This window comes from Nostoc sp. PCC 9305 (genome assembly GCF_963920915.1).
Taxonomy (GTDB): Bacteria; Cyanobacteriota; Cyanobacteriia; order Cyanobacteriales; family Nostocaceae; genus Nostoc.
The window spans coordinates 1-14,717 of record NZ_CAWUDN010000050.1 but is presented as its reverse complement, the minus strand read 5'-3'; the positions used below and the strand labels follow the sequence as shown (position 1 = coordinate 14,717).

General features: G+C 43.4%; 16 protein-coding genes. 2 read left to right on the top strand and 14 right to left on the bottom strand.

Annotated elements, in window-relative coordinates; genetic code table 11:
* Positions 1 to 47: 47 nt before the first annotated feature.
* The 14 genes from ACM0OX_RS19200 to ACM0OX_RS19135 form a co-directional block, all read right to left on the bottom strand.
* Complete coding sequence (locus ACM0OX_RS19200; protein ID WP_414514720.1) at positions 48 to 1,811, bottom strand: type IV secretory system conjugative DNA transfer family protein; 1,764 nt, start codon at positions 1,809 to 1,811, stop codon at positions 48 to 50.
* Positions 1,808 to 2,995 carry a hypothetical protein gene (locus ACM0OX_RS19195; RefSeq protein WP_414516643.1) on the bottom strand — a complete coding sequence of 396 codons (1,188 nt, stop codon included), beginning with the start codon at positions 2,993 to 2,995 and terminating at the stop codon, positions 1,808 to 1,810. The genes ACM0OX_RS19200 and ACM0OX_RS19195 overlap by 4 nt, the downstream gene beginning before the upstream one ends.
* A complete protein-coding gene (locus ACM0OX_RS19190) occupies positions 2,985 to 3,404 on the bottom strand; it encodes a hypothetical protein (protein ID WP_414516642.1) in 420 nt (139 codons plus the stop codon). The genes ACM0OX_RS19195 and ACM0OX_RS19190 overlap by 11 nt, the downstream gene beginning before the upstream one ends.
* Complete coding sequence (locus tag ACM0OX_RS19185; RefSeq protein WP_414516641.1) at positions 3,401 to 4,228, bottom strand: hypothetical protein; 828 nt, start codon at positions 4,226 to 4,228, stop codon at positions 3,401 to 3,403. Before ACM0OX_RS19185 ends, ACM0OX_RS19190 begins: the two co-directional genes overlap by 4 nt.
* Positions 4,229 to 4,257: 29 nt before the next feature.
* Positions 4,258 to 5,673, bottom strand: coding sequence for a hypothetical protein (locus ACM0OX_RS19180; RefSeq protein WP_414516640.1), 1,416 nt, complete (start codon positions 5,671 to 5,673; stop codon positions 4,258 to 4,260).
* Positions 5,670 to 6,389 (bottom strand): hypothetical protein, encoded by a 720-nt coding sequence (locus tag ACM0OX_RS19175; protein WP_414516639.1) that lies wholly within the window; start codon positions 6,387 to 6,389, stop codon positions 5,670 to 5,672. Before ACM0OX_RS19175 ends, ACM0OX_RS19180 begins: the two co-directional genes overlap by 4 nt.
* Positions 6,386 to 7,444: a hypothetical protein gene (locus tag ACM0OX_RS19170; RefSeq protein WP_414516638.1), complete on the bottom strand. Its 1,059-nt coding sequence runs from the start codon at positions 7,442 to 7,444 to the stop codon at positions 6,386 to 6,388. The genes ACM0OX_RS19175 and ACM0OX_RS19170 overlap by 4 nt, the downstream gene beginning before the upstream one ends.
* An 82-nt stretch (positions 7,445 to 7,526) precedes the next feature.
* Positions 7,527 to 8,258, bottom strand: coding sequence for a hypothetical protein (locus ACM0OX_RS19165; RefSeq protein ID WP_414516637.1), 732 nt, complete (start codon positions 8,256 to 8,258; stop codon positions 7,527 to 7,529).
* Complete coding sequence (locus tag ACM0OX_RS19160; RefSeq protein WP_414516636.1) at positions 8,200 to 8,742, bottom strand: hypothetical protein; 543 nt, start codon at positions 8,740 to 8,742, stop codon at positions 8,200 to 8,202. The genes ACM0OX_RS19165 and ACM0OX_RS19160 overlap by 59 nt, the downstream gene beginning before the upstream one ends.
* Entirely contained in the window at positions 8,739 to 11,477 is a 2,739-nt protein-coding gene (locus ACM0OX_RS19155) for a helicase HerA domain-containing protein (RefSeq protein ID WP_414516635.1), read from the bottom strand. The genes ACM0OX_RS19160 and ACM0OX_RS19155 overlap by 4 nt, the downstream gene beginning before the upstream one ends.
* Positions 11,471 to 11,809, bottom strand: coding sequence for a hypothetical protein (locus ACM0OX_RS19150; RefSeq protein ID WP_414514729.1), 339 nt, complete (start codon positions 11,807 to 11,809; stop codon positions 11,471 to 11,473). The genes ACM0OX_RS19155 and ACM0OX_RS19150 overlap by 7 nt, the downstream gene beginning before the upstream one ends.
* 2 nt (positions 11,810 to 11,811) lie before the next feature.
* Entirely contained in the window at positions 11,812 to 12,282 is a 471-nt protein-coding gene (locus ACM0OX_RS19145) for a hypothetical protein (protein ID WP_414514730.1), read from the bottom strand.
* Positions 12,283 to 12,496: 214 nt separating this feature from the next.
* Positions 12,497 to 12,808 (bottom strand): hypothetical protein, encoded by a 312-nt coding sequence (locus ACM0OX_RS19140; RefSeq protein ID WP_322714899.1) that lies wholly within the window; start codon positions 12,806 to 12,808, stop codon positions 12,497 to 12,499.
* 104 nt (positions 12,809 to 12,912) lie between these two features.
* Positions 12,913 to 13,119 carry a hypothetical protein gene (locus ACM0OX_RS19135; RefSeq protein ID WP_012412959.1) on the bottom strand — a complete coding sequence of 69 codons (207 nt, stop codon included), beginning with the start codon at positions 13,117 to 13,119 and terminating at the stop codon, positions 12,913 to 12,915.
* Positions 13,120 to 13,320: 201 nt separating this feature from the next.
* Between ACM0OX_RS19135 and ACM0OX_RS19130 the strand changes: the two genes are divergently transcribed.
* Both ACM0OX_RS19130 and ACM0OX_RS19125 read left to right on the top strand, forming a co-directional pair.
* The gene (locus ACM0OX_RS19130; RefSeq protein WP_414516634.1) at positions 13,321 to 13,713 is read left to right on the top strand and encodes a hypothetical protein; all 393 of its coding nucleotides are present in this window, start codon (positions 13,321 to 13,323) and stop codon (positions 13,711 to 13,713) included.
* A 501-nt stretch (positions 13,714 to 14,214) separates the two neighbouring features.
* Positions 14,215 to 14,691, top strand: coding sequence for a helix-hairpin-helix domain-containing protein (locus tag ACM0OX_RS19125; RefSeq protein ID WP_414516633.1), 477 nt, complete (start codon positions 14,215 to 14,217; stop codon positions 14,689 to 14,691).
* Positions 14,692 to 14,717: the final 26 nt, after the last annotated feature.

Below are 14,717 nucleotides of genomic sequence, written 5' to 3'. Positions count from 1 at the left end.
TTCTCCTTCAGATTTTCAGCTTTAATTTGATTCCAGATAATATTTATTTAAATCAGACTTGCATATTCTGATAATTGCTCTTGGTTTTCTATTAAAGGTAACAATTTTATCGCGGAGGCTCGGCGAATTTTCATTTCTTCATCTGCTGGAGTTAAGAGAGTAGACTTTTTAGATAAGAACTTTTGAAACTCGTACCAAGCTTTCACACTGTCAGCTTCCGATTGGATTTCATGCTGAGGAATCTTAATTGATTGCAATATTGGCAAACTTATTTGACCACGAGAACGAAATCCGGGACTAATAATTACTGCTTTTCCCGATGGTAAGGTGTTAAATTGATTGACATCAAATAACTTGCGAGTACTGTTTTGGTCTGAATTAGAAATACTTGCACCACCCTTGCCTCCTGATGAGCGAGAACGTTGCTTGTATTTAATTTCTTCTTCACCTAAAAACTTACTAAATCGTTCGGCGGCGACATCATCTTGGGGATTAAAGAATGCTTTGGTCGCACAACCACCAAATATTGCATTAGTTGTGTTTTCACCATAAGATTCAATCAGCATTGAGAGATTTTGTAAACCTAAGATAGAAATTAGTCCATCCTCGCGGTTCTGATTCAGCCAATCAACCAGTGCTGGTAAATAAAGAGTAGGTAATTCATCAATCCCTAATACCAAAGGACAAGTACGTTTGTTAGCTACATTCCGGCTCACTAATAGATGTAGAATTGAGACTAGCAAAGGCGCAATCACATCACGCTTCTCTTTGTTCATCCCGAAAATCACCATTTGCCGCCCCTTCAAATCCAATGGAATATTGGTTTTTCCACAGAACGCTGCTAATGCCGACTTAACCATAAAACGGCTGAATAATCCGCTAGCTGTACCCACAATACTAGCTGCTGTTTCTGGCGACCCTGCAACAGATACAAACTGTGCGAAAGCCTCTCTAACCATGAAGTTTAGATTTTCTGCTTGCTCTATGCGCTTAACTAACTTTGGCAATCCTAGTATCGCTTGGCACATCATGATATCTGGATACTCTGTGCCCTTTGCCAGCATAAAGACGGCTTGGACTAACTGATCGCCAGCGTTGGTAAAGAAGCTATTTCCAGAATCTTGATCACCGAGTTGGAAATTGCGATTGAGTGTAATCGCAAGCTGCCGTGCCATTTCTGAGTCTTCATTACTGCGAAGAAAGTCTATAGGGTTGGCAACTGCTGATTCTGCAAAGCCTGGGGCAAGCACAGTAACCTGATAACCGCGTTCTATCGCATACCCTGCAAGTATTGGAGCTTGCCCTTTAGATGGAGAATCAGCTGATTCCTGGGAGGCGTATTTGAAATCATATAAAGCCAGAGGTAAGCCCTGATCAATTACAGAGCGAATCAGGGGATTAATCATTGAAAATGACTTTCCACTCCCTGGGCCACCACAAACTAGGATGCCTCGCTGTGCCTCTGGAAAATAAAGGGTTGTTGAATCTTCAGGGATGCAAGTTCTACGGACACCATTAATAACCTCGCTCGTTATATTCTTGGGAGTTCCCACATACAGCGATACTCGGTTATGCAAGCGTTGCTGGATTTGTTTACACGCCAACTGACGAGCCGCTGTTTTCTCTCTTGTCCCGCCCCACCGCGCTGTCGCTAGCTTGGCAATACCTCCCCTACTATCGATGATTTTGGCGATTACAATCACCGCGCCACAAACGAGTACCCCTAAACCTGCGGGAGAAAACAGCGCTGATTCAAGTCCTGCGGGAATAAATTGATTTGGCTTAACAATAGTGTTTGCGGTTCCTGTCATCGCCCAGTCCCCACAATCACCAAATCATTCTCGCTCACGGGCAACCAGGGAACTGGCCCAATGAAGTAAGGAGTGCAAGTTTTCTGCTGGAATGGCGGTCGCGCACAGATCCTAAAGAATAAGCCAAAGTCGGCAGTCCCAAGGGATTCATTAACTCCAGTTAGCGCCACTTTGAACCCACTACCATACACTAGCCGCCCTGTTGGTTCCTTCCCACCGTTAACGGCTGCTAGGAACCCATAACCGCCCAAAACTAGCTGAGATGAGCCAGATGCCCAGCGCTTGCCATACAAGCCTCCCTGTTTGCCAGCAAAATCCCCCATCTCTAAGTATGAGCATTCAATGCTTGGAGGACAGGCGACTGTTAAAGTGCGGTCGCCTCTGACAACGCTACCAGAAACAAAGTAATTATTCCCAGCCCTTGCATCGCCTTTTTCAGCCGTCCCAAGTACAACCGACGCGATACCCACAACGTCTATCCCAGAGCTAATAGGCTGAGGCATTTTATCAAAGGGCACTTGACTTAATTTAGGAATTTGATTCACATAAGCTTGCTGCCATGATTTAAATTTCCCTAATTGAGTTTTGTCCAACCCAGGAATTGAATCAAGCGAATATTTGCTTAGGTCAATCTTATCTAGTGTCAAATCTGCGACTTGAGGATTTGAGGCTATGGACTGAGAAATAGTGCCGCCGCCGCCGCCATTCTTGGAGAATAGATCGGCTAATGGGGGAACCTCTGATAGGCTCAAATTGCTTAATTCAGGCATTGCTTTAACTAATGTTTTTGGCGTTTGCCATTGCATTAATCCAAAGTCTTTGAGGGTGGGTTTGGTGGTTGTGCCTGTAGTGGGCAAAGCCACCGTGTCAATGGCCTTTAGGCTCAAGGCAGACATCTTAAAGGCATCATCTGCATCCCCCAACATCACAACAGAGTCTACTTTTTGCCCTGCTGTCCACGAGCGCGAGGGGTCGTAGCCAAAAACTGAAATCAGGTTTTTAGGTATCTTTAAAAATCCTGGCTGTTGAACGGCTGGCAAAGTATCCCATGTGATTTTCGACCAGTCGGGGGCAGCCGTCTTGTACAAGCCTTGTGAATAATCGATTGTTGGTGTCTGTGCGACTGAGGCGGAAAGCGGAACTAGAGAAGCTATTGCAGCCAGTAGAAAAGGCTTAAGTTTCATGATTTTTGTGAAAGTAATCTGGACATTGTTCTTGATTGGAGCCGCGTGGATGTACCGTGCATATTAGGATTTCTTGGTCGTATTGTCGCCCATGAAAATAGGCACAACTTTCGCATCCACTTTTGTCTTGCTGTAGTTCTACATTTCCTGTTGGTACTAACAGCTTTTTGGATTTTTGGGATTTTCTGTACTGGTTTATTTGCAATACAGTTAACGTTGCAAAGGGCACGGGTAACAGCCATTTTAAGTAGGTTTTTGCAGGACTAAGCTTTGTCTGACCCACAGCCAAAAGAGTAGTCAAAAGCAGCAAATAGCCGATTGGTGGAAACATCCATAACTCACCTTCGAGCCTACACGAATACAGAAAATCGCCTAATTCTTGGCGAATAGATTTAGAAACACTGTTCACAATCGCCCCCATTCAAGTAACTGATGAAAAGTGGTTTTATCGACCTGAGAAAGTGAAATCGCCTCATCTATAGTCTTGCCACGCCGTAACAATTTAATTGCATCTTGTACCTTGTTCCAGATGGTAGATCCGGGTTTAACTTGACCTTTGCGCCCAGCTTCTGCTAGCCCAAAAGCGAGAGCATTAGCATCGTTTCTCTGAATCGCACCATTTAGCGTAGTCCCAGGATTGGGGCGCATTAAGGCAACAGGTTGAGGCAGAGGGACTTTTATTGTTTGTGGTGGCGGCGAGGGCTGCGGGAAGTCTGATGGCGCTGATTGCGGCTTTTGAACTGTTAGGGGAAGTGGCGTTCGCGGACGGGTAATTGGCAGGGGTCGATCCGAGTCCGATTTAACTACCAAGCTCGTGTAAGCTGGGTTGCCAGTAGCAGGGACTATCTTAAATTGATATTGTTTTTCATTGGTAAGTAATGTAATTTGAGTGCTTCCATTACTGCTAGAGGTAACAGGAAACTTGATCGGGTCAATTTGGCGAAGAAAAATTACAGTCGCTTTACCTCCTGCACATTCAGAATCGCCGCCTGATGACTGGCATAAACCACCGTTTGAGGTAAATGCGAAGCGACTTGGATCGCCAATCCAAACTTGCTTGATAGTTTCCCCAGTAGACATTAAATTAATAGTTAATCCATAGCCTTTCCATACTTTTAATTCCATAGCGTTGGAGTTTGCATCATTCTCGTAAACCGTTCGGATGGGCATTGCCGACACGCTTGAGGCAGTAGCTATTAAGAGGGTTGTAACAATAGCGAGTTTATTTAACATTTTTTCTAGTTACCCTAACGTTATCGTGACTAGAGCGATATTGTTTGATTAACGAATATTTGCACTGGCTTACCAACATCGATCACAAATACTTCTTCTCTACCGCTTAACTGTTGAGAACGGGCGACATTTGAGCTTTTAATATTGTCGAGAACGCTATTAAATGCACCCTCTCCAAAAGCGGCGGATAAATCTTTTTGCTCGTTGGTAGTGGAGCTAGTAGAGAAGCCATTAGAGTTGCTGCTGATTTGAGTTGTGGGGCGGTTTTGTACTTCGGCCGCCTTGGCAACTCCCGCAACAATCGCTCCTATAAAATCGTTACCCAGGTTGCTACCTTTACGGGACTGCGCTTTTAGAAAACCACCATCAGAAGCCATAATCAGAACGGCATTTTCTGGGAGTTGCTTTTCTTGCATATCGCCATTAGTATTAACCAATACTGAAACACCGCGCAGTTTGGCGAAACCCGAACCATTGGACTCTGCTAGTTGAACAACCAGATAAGCACCCACGGGTAGTACATCCCTACCATCTGAGGCTTTTAAAGGTTTTGTTAGTTTCACCAAGTAATTCTGGTTGCCAGCGTCACCAGTGCCCCAAGCGATCGGCGTTTCTAGCCTACCCTCTGCGGTGCTGCCAACGAGTACGCGAAGAGCGTTGTAATTAATGGTAGTGTTCTGGGCGACTTGTGTAGCTCCTCCCGTACCTCCTTCAATTCCATTAATCTTGATGGGTTTTTCGCTTTCTGATTCATCGACTGAACTCCTGAAACTGCCAGCGTTTGCAGCGAGAAGCCATTGCTGAGTGGGGTCTTTGGTGGGGACGTTGGTTGCAGCCGTTGGGAACGCCAAAGAAGATTGTCTGCTCGGCTGGGCAATTTGGGGCTGGGGCTGGGGTTGCGATACTCTAGCCTGGGGGAAAGTAAAGGGCGCTGTCGGCTGACTGGCGACTGGGTAAGAACTTTGTCGGCGCTGCACTGGTTGCATCGGAGGGGTAATGGGTGCGATTGGGGCTGGGGCTAAGGTTGCGCTAGGGGTTGGAGTTGGCAAGCGATCGCGAATCTGCTTTAACTCGTTATTTTGGCTAGTCAGGGCAAGCGCTGTTTTATCCTTGCCCGTCTCATTTTCCGGCTCTGCTAGGGGCGTTTGCTCTTCTGTAGGCGGTTGCACAATGCCCTTGGAAAATTTCAGCACATTCATTGAATTGCCTAGCATTGCCCCAACAATCGTCACGAAGAGAAGGCAAATCAGGGCAACAACGCCCATTTTTAAGAGTGGAGATTGCGAGACTGTTCGAGCAGTAACAATTTCTTCTGGGGCGGGGTTCTCGGAGGGTTGAATTGAATCATTAGCGTGAGAAGTTTTAGCGCCGTTCATGGCGGCAAAATCTTGCTCTTCTATCTCAATAGTTGCCTCTGACAAAGCTGACTGGGTGTTCTTTTTCATAAATCTAAATCTTGGATTTTGTAAATTTCCAACCCCGCTTTGCGAACACGAGAGGCCGTTTCTTGAACATCGGACGCAAATCTAGGCAGGGCAGCCGTATCAATCGCCCTGACAAATACAGTTTTGTTAAAAGCGATGGGCTTACCAACTAAATTGCTGCCTTGGAAAACAACAATCTCTGCAACCATATCTACTTTCCATTGCCCATCCTTAATGCGAGTCGGCTGACTGATTAGGCTGACTTTTAGGATTGATTGCGTAGACCCATTAAAGACATCGGGCGGCGTCAGATTACTTATCTCCTCAAGGAATGGTGCGCGAAAATCTTCTGACAACGCAAAGCCCCAAGCCCATGCACTAGTAGTAATCTTGGCTTTTGATGTCGATATCCCAGGATCTAATTTTAATTGTTTGCTGGGGTCTTGATTGTAATCATTGGTTGGCTTTGGTAGAGCATTCCAACTTAAAAGTCCGGTCATTGTCTGCCCGACAAAATACGTAATAGCTTGCGGCGTTCGCTCAAGGCTACCTATAGGAATAACTCTGACAGATTCGCCGTCAGACAATTCTACCAAGGTCGAAGCTTTCGTTTTAGAAATTATTCCTATCCGAGCAAAATTCACCACTTCTATTAATAGCAAAATTATCAATAAAGCAGCATTTCCTATCAAAAATATTGGGGTAAAATTTAGTTCTTTTCTCTCTAGTAATTTCATTTTCTAAATCCCACAGAGAACTTAACTCCACTGGTAAAAGCTGTGAACAACGACAATCCACTACCTGCGCCTATAGCGACTGCAAGCAATGGCGAAAAAATAGCTTGTACAAGTTGCAATAACAAAGGATCGCTGGAAGGCTTATCAACTATTGCGCTGGCAATAATGCCCACTGATATCGAGTATGAAATGAGCATCAGCGTCAACCCTAACCAACCAGCCAACCAAGCATAAATAGGCTTGCTTTGGAAAGGAAGCAAAGATAAAACTAGGAAGATTGGGGCAGCATAAGCCACCATTAAAAATGACAATTGGATGATGTACTGAAAAGCTGCTGATAGCCCACTAAGAATAACATAAACAAAGCCTTGAATTGCGCTATTAATTAGTTCGCCGCTCAGGTCTAAGGGGTTCCAGCTTCCAGTTCCAAAACCTGCGCCAGTCTTTTTTCTAGCCTCCTGTGCGTCTTTTCGTGTATTCTCCACAGTTTTTTTGATGCAAGCTTGCTTCTGGCTTAATTCTTCACCTTCCTTCTTTTCGTTGTTGAGCTTTTCGCAATTAGCTAAGGCTATCTGTGCGGCTAAAACAAAGCTTTGATCAGCGTTGACATTCCGTATAGCGTCCTTTAGGTTTACCCCATTTCTAGTAATACTTAAAATACTCCTATTTAGCCCAGTTGAAACATTTCTCAAGGCGACTGTTACGTTGGCGAGAAGGAAGCCATTATTACTAAGCATTGCAATTACTAGCAAGGGTAAAACCATCTCAGAGATAAAATCAAAACCAAACCCTTCTTCTGCAAACTTCCTGTACCAGCCAAATGAGGCAAAGCCAATCATCACAACAGCCGTCAGGGTAGAAATGGCGACAACCGCTGTATAAATTGGGTTTGTTCCAGATGCTAATTCCAGCCAATCATTTTCAAACGATTTATAGATTAGGTCTGCACCTTGGATAGCGCCTTCGACTATTTCGCCTGAGTTCGTAGTACCCGTATTTTCTCCAGCTTGCTGCCCTGTCCTTTGAGCAAAAATAATAGTTAAAAGCGCTATCATCTCAGTTACCGTAACGTTATTTTGACCTTTTTTGAATTCAAAATGCAAAATGAGTAAGAAAATTAATTTTTAATTGATTTGATTATTGATTCTTCCAGAAGGTATCGTTAGCGGCGGCAGATTGAATGATTTGCCGAGTAGCGGCGTTAGATTCCTGATCCTTCGCCGCTGCTTGCTCATCCATGCGACTAGAAATATCAGCAAGATTGATATTTGCAACAGCCAAGGAACGGGATTGCTTTTGTGCTTCTGCATGGATAGATTTGGCAATTACAACACTTTGCAAGTTTTGAATAGCGACCTTTTTAAGAATGTCTTGGGTGACAACATCCTGCTGGGCGGCATTGGCATTTTCGCTTGATTGAGCAGTCGCATCATTAGTTATTGCTGCCGACTGCGATTGCACCCGCTGACCCTCAACTCCTAGTACTGATTCTGACTGACCGCGTGTATATTGCTGGTTCCAATCCCTGATAGCATTGTCGGCTTGGATGCGAGGGTCTAGTACTAGCAACGCACCTTCTTGTCTCTGGATAACTTTCTCAATATTCTTGCCAGCTTTCAGGGGATCAGGAATACCCAAATCCCCAACACTAGATTCAATTGCCTGATTTAATTCAGCCTCAAGCTTACCTAAAGACTTAGTAAACTCTTTTTGATAATTGTTGATGTAAGTCTGTAAGCTGCTATAAATTTGTTGAAATTGGGTTAAAAAAGATTGGGAGTTTTCCTGACCTTGAGCGTTAGCTGGAAGGCTAGAAAAGGAAATCAGAATTACTACGCCTGACTTCACGATCAATCGCTTGGTATTCAAGATATAAGTCCTCCAGGTCTACTACGAAAGGTTTTTTTGTGCAGAGAGATTTGACAGTGGCCTGTTTTTTTGGTAAATCAAAAGAAACAACATCAGCCATTAATGTTTTGGGTGATTCTTCCTTGTTTAACAAACTGGTGAAAAAGGGATCGTCAAAGGGCAAAGCATTAGGTGGAAGAGTGGAAGCATGGGAGCGAAAAAGCATAACATAATGTCCTGGAGCGGCTGGTTCAGAGTTAATCCCTGGTTGCTTTAGTTCACGTAGTCGCTTATTTTGATACTTCAATGCTCTCAGGCTAGGACTGCGCTTGACCGCATCTTCGCCCAATTCTATGTACACGCCACAGTCATTCTTTGCTTGACTAATAAATTTTTCGTATTGGGCTTGATTGTATTGCCAAACCTGAAAGCTGACTATTGACGCAACGCCTGCGAGTATTGCCGCTAAAAATTTATTTTGGATGAGCGATGATACAAATTTCATAAGGGCTTACCTTGCTTAATGCACTCGACATAATATTTAGAAAATTCTGCCACCCAGGTGAACTTGTCGCTGTGAATTTTCTTGAATTTATCTCGCGTGGCTTGTTCTTCTCTGCTATTGGCAACCAACGCCAGCAGGGGATAGGAGGGATAATAGCGGCAGCGCACATACTTGTTGTTATAGTCGAGCAACCACAACGTATATAGCTGCTGAATATTAGGGGCAAAGCTTTCGTTTTTATCGATAATTTCTCTAGGGATGCCCAGCAACTCAGAGAAACTATTAGCCGCGCCTGGGACAATACGCCCAATCAACCGCAATGGCATATTTTGTAATATTTGTTCTCCCGCCTCCGATTTAGCAATAGAAATGACATCCTGTGCCGCCAGAAACACCCGACAGCCTTGCTTTCTAGCCGTAGCGCATTTACGACCTGCAAGCCGTGATAATGCAGAAAATCCTAGCAATACGCTAGCCTCATCCATGAAAAATACACTATTGGGCGAGGAGAGGGATTGACGGGACGCGGCGATATATGCACTCATCCCGAACACTTCTGCATCTTTTCCTGATTGCAGATTAGTCAGTGCAAAGGTAATCAACTGGCTATCTGCTTGGAAGGTTGAAGGCTTGCAGATAGCGCTACCAATGCTACTAGCTTGCCAGTACTGTAACCGCAAGCGGATGTAATTTAACGCTTTTTCTACATTGTCGTCCTCATAGCCTAAATAAATGTACGCAAGCGAGAAGAATTTCTCCATATCTGCCAATGTCGGCGTATTCGCCCACTCTGGGGTGTTTATCCCTGCTTTTCGCGCTAATTCAAATCGTTCTTGGATTTCGGCATCTTCGTAAAAGGCTTTTGTACCCAAAGGGATTACAGATTCAATAGTTTGTGATAGCAACCCATCAAACTTTTGCGTTCCTAAAACTAATTGAAGCACGATTAAATTAATATCATTTCGATGGGCTTTTGTTCTTTCCTCCCACTGCGACTCAGGAAGCTTTGATAGGTCTAGCGGCTGTACAAGATTGTTTGATTCCTTAGAAATATCAAAGTAAAACCCATTAAAGTAGGGCGTGAAGTCTCCAAAAGTTCCTGAACCATCATCATTTGGCAAGTCAATCATTAATACTGACATTCCCAACGCCAAGCATTGATAAATAATAGAGGCGATGATTACCGATTTCCCACTCCCGGTAGTGCCGATTACCATCATGTTTTTCGGCTTTGACAAATCGATATAGACTGACGATTGCCCCTCATCAGCTACTAATTCAAAGCCTTGTTTATCGCCATGCGCTGTTTGAACGACTGGCGTTAAACCAATTACTTCACTGGCAAAGAAAGTGGCGCGTCTGTTGAAAGGAAAAGTTAGTTGTGGTCGCTGTCTCAACAGCAAAGTGTCAAGCCAGATTGACCATGTATATTGCATTTCTCTAATCAACTCGGCAGGCTGATTGATATACCCTGAAATCAGCCTACAAGCGTCGTCGATTTCGGAAGGAGAATTGCGATAAACAAGGATTATGACAGCTACATTTTCCGGGACATCACCCGTGTAAAGCTGTTTCTGAGCATCGACTGACCGCTCCGTATTAATTTGCGCTCCTACGTCAATAGTCTTTTTGCTGGCGCTAGCGGAGGCATTTATTGACCGCCTTGTAATTAATTGTTGGGTAAGCCTAATCATTTTTTGATCGGCTGGGCTAATCTCTGTAATTATTTCGACATCATAAATAACCTCGCGTGAGAATACGTCCCATAAAAAGCGTATTTGCTGATAGGTTGAAGCAAATACCTCTGGTTTTTGGGCAAGCGTCATTACGCCGATATATTTCTTTTTGTCAGTACTCTGGTGGGGCAAACATACCCAGCGTCTGTCCGCGTAGGGTATGCCGTTATTCAGAAGTACCGATGTAGCGTGTAATTGGTCGTTATACCACGATGGGTTGGGCGCGGCTTCGTTAATCTCTTCCCTTAATTCACCAGTATCATAAACCAAGGTATGGGGCACTTTTACAGCCTTCGCACCCATTCTAGAAATTAGGTCGCTCCACAATTGCTTGTCTGATTTGGGCGAGGGAAACAAGCCTATTTCAGATAGTATTTGTTGATGACGCAAAGAGACAATTATCGCTTTTTCAAGAACTTGAATTAAGTTTTGAAGAGTGAGTTCGGTCGCTCCTGTTGGGGTGAATTTGCGCTGTAAAAAGTTTGCCAGCTTAACTATCGCTCTATCTACCGCGTCACCACCTTCAGTACCTCCTGGGCGGACAGTAAAAGTCGTGTAAATACTGAGCTTGATATCCTTGCGCTGATGATTACGTGTCAGTTCCTGCATTCGGGCAACTTGCCCCCAATCAAGAAACTCACTCTCAGGAGATACAGGGCTAGCTAGCCTCTGGCGATAGCTTTCAATCACTTTGTCTTCATCGCAAAACGAAGACCAACGAAAGGTGAATTTCTCACCCTCGGAGAACTCTTTACAGCCGTTCTCAAAAGCCTTGGCCATCGCCTCTAGTCTCTCTGATGAATTAAACAGTGGGTGAAAGCCAGTGCATTCATATCCGAATACTAATTGCAGGGTGTTGTTAGTGTCGCTTACTTGTTTTTTGCTCAACAAGTAAGCCCCAATTTTATAGTTACCCTTTTTCAATTTCACTAAGGTTGCTAGGTCTAGAAAGTCTTCAAAGGGTACTATTTTTTGATTACGAATGCTGCTTTTTACCATAGTTTAGGCATCCCCTTTGAACCCGCCCTTTTTTTGTTTTGGGGCGAAGAATATCTGACATAGCCGCGTGTGAAAGTTGGAACGCTTGGGAACACTCTTGACCAGAACAAGTAAGGACGTTTGCCAGATAAAACTATCACCGTAGCACTCAACCAAACACCAGCCAGCAGTCCCCAAACTATTCCTGCCCCAAACATAATCGCTATGATGAAGCCCACGCCAAACATAAACAAGGCGACTGCAAACTGAAAGCCAGTAAAAATGCCTATTGTTGCATTTTGACCAAGTGACTGATTCACCCGTTTCATGGGCGATTTATTGTACTCGCTCATCACTAGCAAGCGGCTGTAACGCCGTTAAATAAGATACTTTGAGCAATCCAAAGCACCAGGATTATGAAAAACACGCCTACGGGCTGTTGAACCATCTGCGTTACTTCCTGCCCTTCACCAATGCCGTTAGCAACCTTAAGCCCAGAAGCTACAAAGTATACAAACAAAAGCACTGTGATGGTTGCATTGATAACTGCGGGAAGTGCTTTAATGGCCGTAGTTGCCGCTGCCGCACCACCGCCACCAATACCACCAGCGCCGCCGAACATACAAGTCATTGCTGTCTGAGCCGAATCGAATAAGCCCCACCCATAAGAGGGCATTGACTGCATGACAATGATTGTCGCTGTACCCGCCGCGTAAATGTGATGCTGATACTTGCGCCCAATCGCCGCGAGCGCCTTAGCAAGAACTTGAGATTGTGTTCTTCGCACAGAATTATTAGATGCCAAGGCAATTACTCCTTTTTTCATTGTTCTAGGAAAAATCTAAAAATCACCAAGCCCCGTTGGGGCGGGGTGTGGGGTGTGGGAAGAAATAGCCCCAACAACCTTTTGTGTTTAAGTCCTGCATTTTAAGGCAATTGCATTGGGGTTTCAGAGTTACGTCCAATGCCGTCCTCACCACACCCCACACCCTACCCCCTTTTTCTTGACCTTATTATCGAAGTTAGAAGTAACAAAAAATCTACTTCCAACTTTCCACTTCTGACTTATTTAATGCTCTTTGTTGAAATTCACTTTCTATGTCAGCTAAAGTATGCTCCCTAGCTAGTGAGCGAATTTCCTGAAGTACTGTAATGTGACACTCGTATAGCTTTGCATAGCCATCTAGACCACCTGTTTTTTTGTTGGTGAACTTCTGGAACTCTGGCAAGTACTTCCGAGCGATATTCAAGTATGCTTGTAGTTGTCTTGCAGAAACCTTTGGCTTTAACATCGCCGCAACTTCTGGTCTTGTTAGTTCTTCATTTTGCCAGGTAAACCTCCCTATCCCCATGACTCTGAGAACTTCTTGGAACTTCTAACTATACATAAAATACCCGCCTTTTTCGTGGCGGGGGAGTGTCATTTTAAAAAATATTAGCGGTCACAAAAAACTGGTTAAAGATAAGAATTGAGCGCTTTTCCTTCCCGTTCCCACTTTTCATCTAAAAGACGACAAGCTACGCGAACAACATTCTGAGGATTCCGTTTGTGTTCTCCTGGCATATTCCAGTTTCGGGTAGTGTATTCACTTTCGTACCCCAAAACCAGGGCAAGCTCTCGATAACTTAATTTCCACTTCTTCTTAAACTCTATTGGGTGCATAGTATTTATTTGATACTTGCATAAACAGCTTATTTAATATTTATAACATAATTAGTTAGTCAATTATTTATAATTTTATTTGGAGAGATAAATCAAGTTTTATATTTGCTTATCTTAATATTCTTATAAAAAATATTAGCTATTATCGAGTTAATCCAATTTATCTATAATATAGATATTCTCTTTTAAGCAATTATTTTTATGTCCAACACAGATGCTAATTTTCAGCAGCTATTTCAGCCCACAAGTCAAGTTAATAAAGATAACGAAAATCCCACGCTATTAGTCAATCACCTAACTCCTACTGATGACCAAATCAAAGACTGGCTACAATCACCACAAATCAAACAGTGGCTTACAAAACTACTAATGGGCATACCGAATAATCTCAAGATAGAAGCGATAAATACCATCATCAAAAATGTTATACAAAACCCAGACAAAGACTGTCGAGTACAATTCGGTAGTTCAACTATTGGAGTTGATGTTTTACGGTGGCAGCTTTGGGCATCCTATAAATTACCTTACGCCAGTGGAATCAAAACTCCTGATTGCCCCTACACTTTAAAAAAACATTTGGATACTCTCGACTAACTTCTCAGATTACATAATCCCGAAGTTTCATTAAATTCCCACACAATACCCGATCTATTCTTACCAAAACTACCATGCTTAACTGCGAACTGAGAATTGCTTCCACTATCTCACAAACAGCAATGACAAAGAAATAGATAAAAGTACGATTTTAATCAGTACTTCCGTCTCTTTATTTTTAATCAATCATCGTTATATTTTGGAGGATTAAGTAGAGAGCAATGCAACAGGCGATCGATCGCACACTTGGCGGGCGGGTACGCCATCGCTTGACTGCCATTAACTTAGCAGATGACTAAACCTTGTATTGAAGCTAAATTTGATGACGTTAACAGAAACATTTCTTCACATCTATTTTAGGCTCTAGCCCATGAACAGCTTTCATCGCCCAAGGAGATTCTTTAGAGTTCGTAAGCCAATTGGATTTTCGATTTGAGACGATGAGTTAGCTTTAGAGCTACCCTTGTAGAATAACAGAATCTCTCAATTACTCTTTGACTCATGATCAGGCTCCTTCAAGTCGAAAAATTTCCGATTCTGATGTTGCCGGAAATCGAGGCGTATTTAGAAAGTGGACTATTTCGTGGGATTGGCAAGAAAACTGCTCAAACTTTGGTCAATTGCTTTGGAAGTGAGACTTTATCGATATTAGATAACAACCCCGAAAGGCTTTACACTGTTCCCGGACTAACTCAATATCGGATTGATGGTATTACCAAAGCTTGGTCAGAGAGTAAAAAGAATCCGAACTTGGGAGTAATTACCCAACTTTTGGCTGTGGGAACTTCATTGAAGTTAGCTTTGAAAATTTGTGACTATTACGGACACAAAACTGCAAATGTACTTCAGAACAACCCTTACAGATTAATTGATGATATTGATGGCATCGGTTTTAAGACTGCTGATGAGCTAGCAATATCTCTTGGTATCCCACTATACAGCGATACTCGCAGGGTAAGCTCATCTAATTTGGTATAGGGTGAGCTTGACAAATTAAGTAAGAT

Excerpts from the sequence above, each read along its gene's own strand:
- ACM0OX_RS19200 (WP_414514720.1), bottom strand. The coding sequence starts at position 1,811 with ATGACAGGAACCGCAAACACTATTGTTAAGCCAAATCAATTTATTCCC.
- ACM0OX_RS19195 (WP_414516643.1), bottom strand. The coding sequence starts at position 2,995 with ATGAAACTTAAGCCTTTTCTACTGGCTGCAATAGCTTCTCTAGTTCCG.
- ACM0OX_RS19185 (WP_414516641.1), bottom strand. The coding sequence starts at position 4,228 with ATGTTAAATAAACTCGCTATTGTTACAACCCTCTTAATAGCTACTGCC.
- ACM0OX_RS19180 (WP_414516640.1), bottom strand. The coding sequence starts at position 5,673 with ATGAAAAAGAACACCCAGTCAGCTTTGTCAGAGGCAACTATTGAGATA.
- ACM0OX_RS19175 (WP_414516639.1), bottom strand. The coding sequence starts at position 6,389 with ATGAAATTACTAGAGAGAAAAGAACTAAATTTTACCCCAATATTTTTG.
- ACM0OX_RS19170 (WP_414516638.1), bottom strand. The coding sequence starts at position 7,444 with ATGATAGCGCTTTTAACTATTATTTTTGCTCAAAGGACAGGGCAGCAA.
- ACM0OX_RS19160 (WP_414516636.1), bottom strand. The coding sequence starts at position 8,742 with ATGAAATTTGTATCATCGCTCATCCAAAATAAATTTTTAGCGGCAATA.
- ACM0OX_RS19155 (WP_414516635.1), bottom strand. The coding sequence starts at position 11,477 with ATGGTAAAAAGCAGCATTCGTAATCAAAAAATAGTACCCTTTGAAGAC.
- ACM0OX_RS19150 (WP_414514729.1), bottom strand. The coding sequence starts at position 11,809 with ATGAGCGAGTACAATAAATCGCCCATGAAACGGGTGAATCAGTCACTT.
- ACM0OX_RS19145 (WP_414514730.1), bottom strand. The coding sequence starts at position 12,282 with ATGAAAAAAGGAGTAATTGCCTTGGCATCTAATAATTCTGTGCGAAGA.
- ACM0OX_RS19140 (WP_322714899.1), bottom strand. The coding sequence starts at position 12,808 with ATGGGGATAGGGAGGTTTACCTGGCAAAATGAAGAACTAACAAGACCA.
- ACM0OX_RS19135 (WP_012412959.1), bottom strand. The coding sequence starts at position 13,119 with ATGCACCCAATAGAGTTTAAGAAGAAGTGGAAATTAAGTTATCGAGAG.
- ACM0OX_RS19130 (WP_414516634.1), top strand. The coding sequence starts at position 13,321 with ATGTCCAACACAGATGCTAATTTTCAGCAGCTATTTCAGCCCACAAGT.
- ACM0OX_RS19125 (WP_414516633.1), top strand. The coding sequence starts at position 14,215 with ATGATCAGGCTCCTTCAAGTCGAAAAATTTCCGATTCTGATGTTGCCG.